General features: G+C 72.5%; 5 protein-coding genes. All 5 read left to right on the top strand.

Features of this window, described 5'->3' with window-relative positions; genetic code table 11:
- Positions 1-1,049 (top strand): FAD-binding oxidoreductase (locus FHP29_RS01865; protein WP_139621178.1); only part of this gene is annotated, 1,049 nt, incomplete at its 5' end.
- Entirely contained in the window at positions 1,046-1,399 is a 354-nt protein-coding gene (locus FHP29_RS01860; RefSeq protein WP_139621177.1) for a cupin domain-containing protein, read from the top strand. The genes FHP29_RS01865 and FHP29_RS01860, both read left to right, overlap by 4 nt.
- A gap of 27 nt (positions 1,400-1,426) precedes the next feature.
- Entirely contained in the window at positions 1,427-1,990 is a 564-nt protein-coding gene (locus FHP29_RS01855) for an HhH-GPD-type base excision DNA repair protein (protein WP_139621176.1), read from the top strand.
- Positions 1,991-2,263: 273 nt separating this feature from the next.
- Positions 2,264-3,757, top strand: a complete 1,494-nt coding sequence (locus tag FHP29_RS01850) for an RNA polymerase sigma factor (RefSeq protein WP_139621175.1) — start codon at positions 2,264-2,266, stop codon at positions 3,755-3,757.
- A gap of 16 nt (positions 3,758-3,773) precedes the next feature.
- Positions 3,774-4,912: hypothetical protein (locus FHP29_RS21465; RefSeq protein WP_158296444.1), on the top strand; the 1,139-nt coding region annotated here is incomplete at its 3' end.

Genomic DNA, 4,912 nt, shown 5'->3' with positions numbered 1-4,912 from the left:
GCTGGCGCGAGGTCATCGACGCCGCCGTCCCGCACGGCCTCGCCCCGCTGTCGGGGTCCTCCTCGGGCGTCGGCGCGGTCGGCTACACCCTCGGCGGAGGGATGGGCCACCTCGCGCGCCGCCACGGATTCGCCGCCGACCACGTCCGCGCCGTCGACCTGGTGACCGCCACCGGAGACCGGACGAGGGTCACCGCCGGCAGCGACCCCGAGCTGTTCTGGGCCCTGCGCGGCGGCCAGGGCGGATTCGGCATCGCGACCGCGATCGAGATCGACCTCTTCCCGGTCCACGCCTTCCACGGTGGCGCGATGATCTTCACCGGTCCGGCCGTCGCTGACGTGCTGCACGCCTTCGCCGCCTGGGCGCCGTCGCTGCCGGAGCACGTCACGACCTCGGTCGCCCTGCTCCGGATGCCGCCGGTCGACGACGTGCCGCCGCCGTTGCGTGGCGTGGTCAGCCTCGCCCTCCGGTTCGGCTCCACCGGCACCGCCGAGGAGGCCGGCGCCCTGCTCGCCCCCATCCGCCGGGCCGGTGGTGCCCCGGTGCTCGACTCGGTCGGCACGATGTCCTTCGCCGCCGTCGACGGGATCCACATGGACCCGCCCGACCCGCTGCCTGCCGTCTTCCGCGGTGGCCTGCTGAGCGGGATGCCCGGAGACCTCGTCGAACGACTGCTCGCCGTCGCCGGCCCGGACGTCGAGGTCCCGCTGGCCATGGTGGAGCTGCGGCTGATGGGCGGCGCGCTCGGTCGGCCGGCCGCCGTACCGAACGCGGTGGCAGGCCGCGAGGGCGCGTTCGCCCTGTCCGTCGTCGCGCCTGCTCCGCCGCCGCTGGCCGAGGTCGCGCCCGTGGTGTCCGACGGCGTCGTCGCCGCCCTCGCGCCGTGGTCGACCGGCACCTCGCTGGTGAACTTCGCCGGCCACGGCGTCGCCGCCGAGTCGATCTGGCGGCCCGACGTCCTCGACCGGCTGCGCCGTACGAAGGCTGCGGCCGACCCGCTCAATCTCTTCGGCGGCCCGCTCGCCGACGTCCCTGCGGGTGCACGATGACGCGCCCGGCCGTCGTCCTCGCTGTGGGGGAGGGACACCGGCACGGCAACGTCGAGTTCCTCGCCCGCAGCCAGGACACGCCGTACTTCAACCTCGGCATCGTCACCCTGCAGCCCGGGCAGGGCATCGAGCGCCACGTCCACGTCGACGAGGACGACTCCTTCCTCGTCCTCGAGGGGACGCTGTCGGTCACCCTCGGCGACCGTGAGGTCGCCGCCGGGCCCGGCACGTTCGTGCTGGTGCCCTCCGGCACACCGCACGAGTTCCGCAACGAGAGTGGAGGCGAGGTCCGCTTCCTCAACGTGCACGCGCCGGGCGGGTTCGACCGCCGGATCGGGCTCGCCGGGTGATTGCCCACGGTGCGGCAGGATGTCCCCATGGCCATCCACATCACCGACGACCCGGCGGCCGACGAGCTGCTCAGCTCCAACCCGTTCGCGCTGCTGGTCGGGATGATGCTCGATCAGCAGTACCCCATGGAGCATGCCTTCCAGGGCCCGCAGAAGGTCGTCAGCCGCTTCGGCAGCTTCGACCCGGCCGCGATCGCCGCCGCCGACCCCGAGGAGTTCGCCGCGCTCTGCTCGACCACCCCGGCGATCCACCGGTTCCCGGGCTCCATGGCGGCACGGCTGCAGGAGCTGGCCCGCATCGTGGTCGAGCAGTACGACGGCGACGCGTCGCGGCTGTGGACCGAGGCCGCCGACGGCAAGGACCTGCTCAAGCGCATCCAGGCGCTCCCGGGGTTCGGGGCGCAGAAGGCGAAGATCTTCACGGCGCTGGTGGCCAAGCAGCTCGACGTACGCCCCGCCGGGTGGGAGAAGGCGGCCGGCGACTACGCCCTCGACGGCTTCCGCTCGGTCGCCGACGTCGTCGACCCGGTCTCCCTGCAGAAGGTGCGCGACTACAAGAAGGCGAAGAAGGCCGCTGCGAAAGCGGGCTGACGTGGTTGCGTCATACGGAGCGAGGGCTCGAGGCCACCTTTCGTATGACGTCCCGAGCCGGCCGGTCAGACGTCATCCGAGGTGGGGGCTGGAGGCCACGTTCCGTATGACGTCCCCGCGTGGGCGCGCGGACGTCATACGGCGCGAGGGCACGAGGCCACGTTTCGTATGACGCCCCGATGAACGGAGCGCTGGGGGAGCCGTGGCAGAATGACGACAGCGGTCTTGACGCCTCCGGTCCTTGCCGCGCCCTAGAACCATCTGCATCGAGAGGTGTTCGTGTCCTCGAACCATCGTTCGGTCCCGCCCGCACTGCTCAGTCACCCGTCGATCGCCGCGCTGATCGAGCGCGCCGCGCCGGTCGGCCGGGTCGCCGCGGAGGACCTCCGTCAGGCATTCGCCGCGGCTGAGGTCGCTCCCGCCCAGCTGAAGGCCCTGATGGCCCATCTGTCGGGCCTGGGGATCTCCGTCGAGCTCGGCTCGCCCGTCGAGCAGCGGGCCGTCGCGGCCGCGGCGCGCAAGGGTGCGTCGGCCACGGCCACCACCGCCAAGAAGGCGGCGCCCAAGGCGCCGGCGAAGCAGGCGCCCGCCGCCAAGGCCGAGGCCCCGGCCTCGAAGGCGGCCCCGGCGAAGAAGGCCGCGGCCGACAGCGGCGCCGCGCCGGTCGACCTGGGTGACGTCGAGGTGGCCGTCGTCGGGCCCGACGGCAAGAAGGTGCTGCCGGACATCCCCGACGACCAGTTCGAGAAGGACGTCGTCGCGGACCCCACGATCAAGGAGGACGAGAAGAACGCCTCCTTCATCGTCTCCTCCGCCGACGAGACCGACGAGCCTGCCCAGCAGGTCATGGTCGCCGGCGCGACCGCCGACCCGGTCAAGGACTACCTCAAGCAGATCGGCAAGGTGCCCCTCCTCAACGCCGAGATGGAGGTCGAGCTCGCCAAGCGGATCGAGGCCGGCCTGTTCTCGGAGGAGAAGCTCGCGAAGGGCGGCAAGATCAGCCCCAAGCTCCTCGAGGAGCTGGAGTGGATCGCCGAGGACGGCCGCCGCGCCAAGAACCACCTGCTCGAGGCCAACCTCCGCCTGGTGGTGAGCCTCGCCAAGCGCTACACCGGCCGCGGCATGCTCTTCCTGGACCTGATCCAGGAGGGCAACCTCGGTCTGATCCGCGCGGTGGAGAAGTTCGACTACACCAAGGGCTACAAGTTCTCGACGTACGCCACCTGGTGGATCCGGCAGGCGATCACCCGCGCCATGGCCGACCAGGCCCGCACCATCCGCATCCCGGTGCACATGGTCGAGGTCATCAACAAGCTCGCCCGCGTCCAGCGCCAGATGCTGCAGGACCTCGGCCGCGAGCCCACCCCGGAGGAGCTCGCCAAGGAGCTCGACATGACCCCGGAGAAGGTCGTCGAGGTCCAGAAGTACGGCCGCGAGCCGATCTCGCTGCACACCCCCCTGGGTGAGGACGGCGACTCCGAGTTCGGCGACCTCATCGAGGACTCCGAGGCGATCGTCCCGGCCGACGCGGTCAGCTTCACGCTCCTGCAGGAGCAGCTGCACGCCGTCCTCGACACGCTCTCCGAGCGTGAGGCGGGCGTGGTCAGCATGCGCTTCGGCCTCACCGACGGCCAGCCCAAGACCCTCGACGAGATCGGCAAGGTCTACGGCGTGACCCGCGAGCGGATCCGCCAGATCGAGTCGAAGACGATGTCGAAGCTGCGCCACCCCTCGCGCTCACAGGTCCTGCGCGACTACCTCGACTGACGGCGAGCGCGGCGGCATGCACCGACGCAGGTGGGCCGCCGCGTTCTCCCTCCTCGTGCTCGCCGCGGCGTGCTCGCCGGAGGGTGACAGCGCGCCCTCGTCCGAGCAGACCGCGAGCAGCGCGGCGCCCGACGCGGGCGAGTTGCGCATCGACCACGCGGCGCAGCCGCTCCTCCTGCGGGCCGGCGACGGCCTCGTGGTGCTCGCCGTCCGCACCGACGAGGAGGGCACCAGCGCGGGCATCGTGACCGCGACCCGGGCCAGCGGCACCTGGTCGACGCCCGTGGCGCTGTCGGCACCCGACATGCGGACCTCTGCCCCCCAGGCGGCTCTCAACGACGCCGGCGCGGGCGTCGCCGTGTGGACGGAGCAGGCGCGCGGCGACGACCTCGAGACCTCAGCGCCGGTGGTCGCGCGGATCCGGCGGACGGACGGCACCTGGACCTCGCCCGAGCAGCTCGGCGGTCTCGCCTACGTCGAGCAGGTCGTGGTCAACGCGCGCGGCGATGTCGCGGTCCTCGGCTACCCCGACGACAGCGGACGTCGGATCGCCCTGCACCCCGCCGGTGGGAGCTGGGTGTTCGCCGACCCCGAGTGGTACGACGCCGTCAGCATCGCCCTCGACGAGCAGGGCGGCCTGCACGCCGTCCTGACCGGCACCGAGCGAGGCGGCGGGGGAGCGGTCAGCACCCGGTACCTCCCGCCCGGTGGCGAGTGGACAGCCGCCGAACCGGTGCCTACCGGGCCGGCTGCGACGGAGCCCGCTCGCATCCTCGCCCTTCCCGGCGGCGGTGAGGCGCTGGTCGTGGGCACGATCTCGCCACGCTGGCAGTCCACGTTCGACACCCAGTCCTACTGGGCGACAGCCCAGCAGGTGCTGCGCCGCGAGAGTCGCGACGAGCCCTTCGCCGAGGTGTGGGCGAAGGACGGGGCGACCCGGCTGCAGGCCTCGCTGCGCGGCGACGCGGTCGACCTCGCGTGGCTCCAGCTGACCGACGGCCGACAGGTCGACGGCGCCGAGGGTCCGGTGACGGTCCCGACGAGGGCGGTCCTCACGGCGATGTCGCTCGGCGGCGAGGAGGAGGAGCTCGCCCACGCCGCCGTCCGGGCGGAGGTCGACGACACCCACGGCACCATCGCCTTCTCCTCCGCGAG

This window comes from Nocardioides albidus (assembly GCF_006335005.1).
GTDB classification, from domain to species: Bacteria; Actinomycetota; Actinomycetes; order Propionibacteriales; family Nocardioidaceae; genus Nocardioides; species Nocardioides albidus.
Note: the sequence above shows the minus strand (reverse complement) of the source record. Positions and strands in the feature narration are given on the sequence as shown.

Coding starts and splice junctions, on each gene's coding strand:
- FHP29_RS01860 (WP_139621177.1), top strand. CDS start 1,046: ATGACGCGCCCGGCCGTCGTCCTCGCTGTGGGGGAGGGACACCGGCAC.
- FHP29_RS01855 (WP_139621176.1), top strand. CDS start 1,427: ATGGCCATCCACATCACCGACGACCCGGCGGCCGACGAGCTGCTCAGC.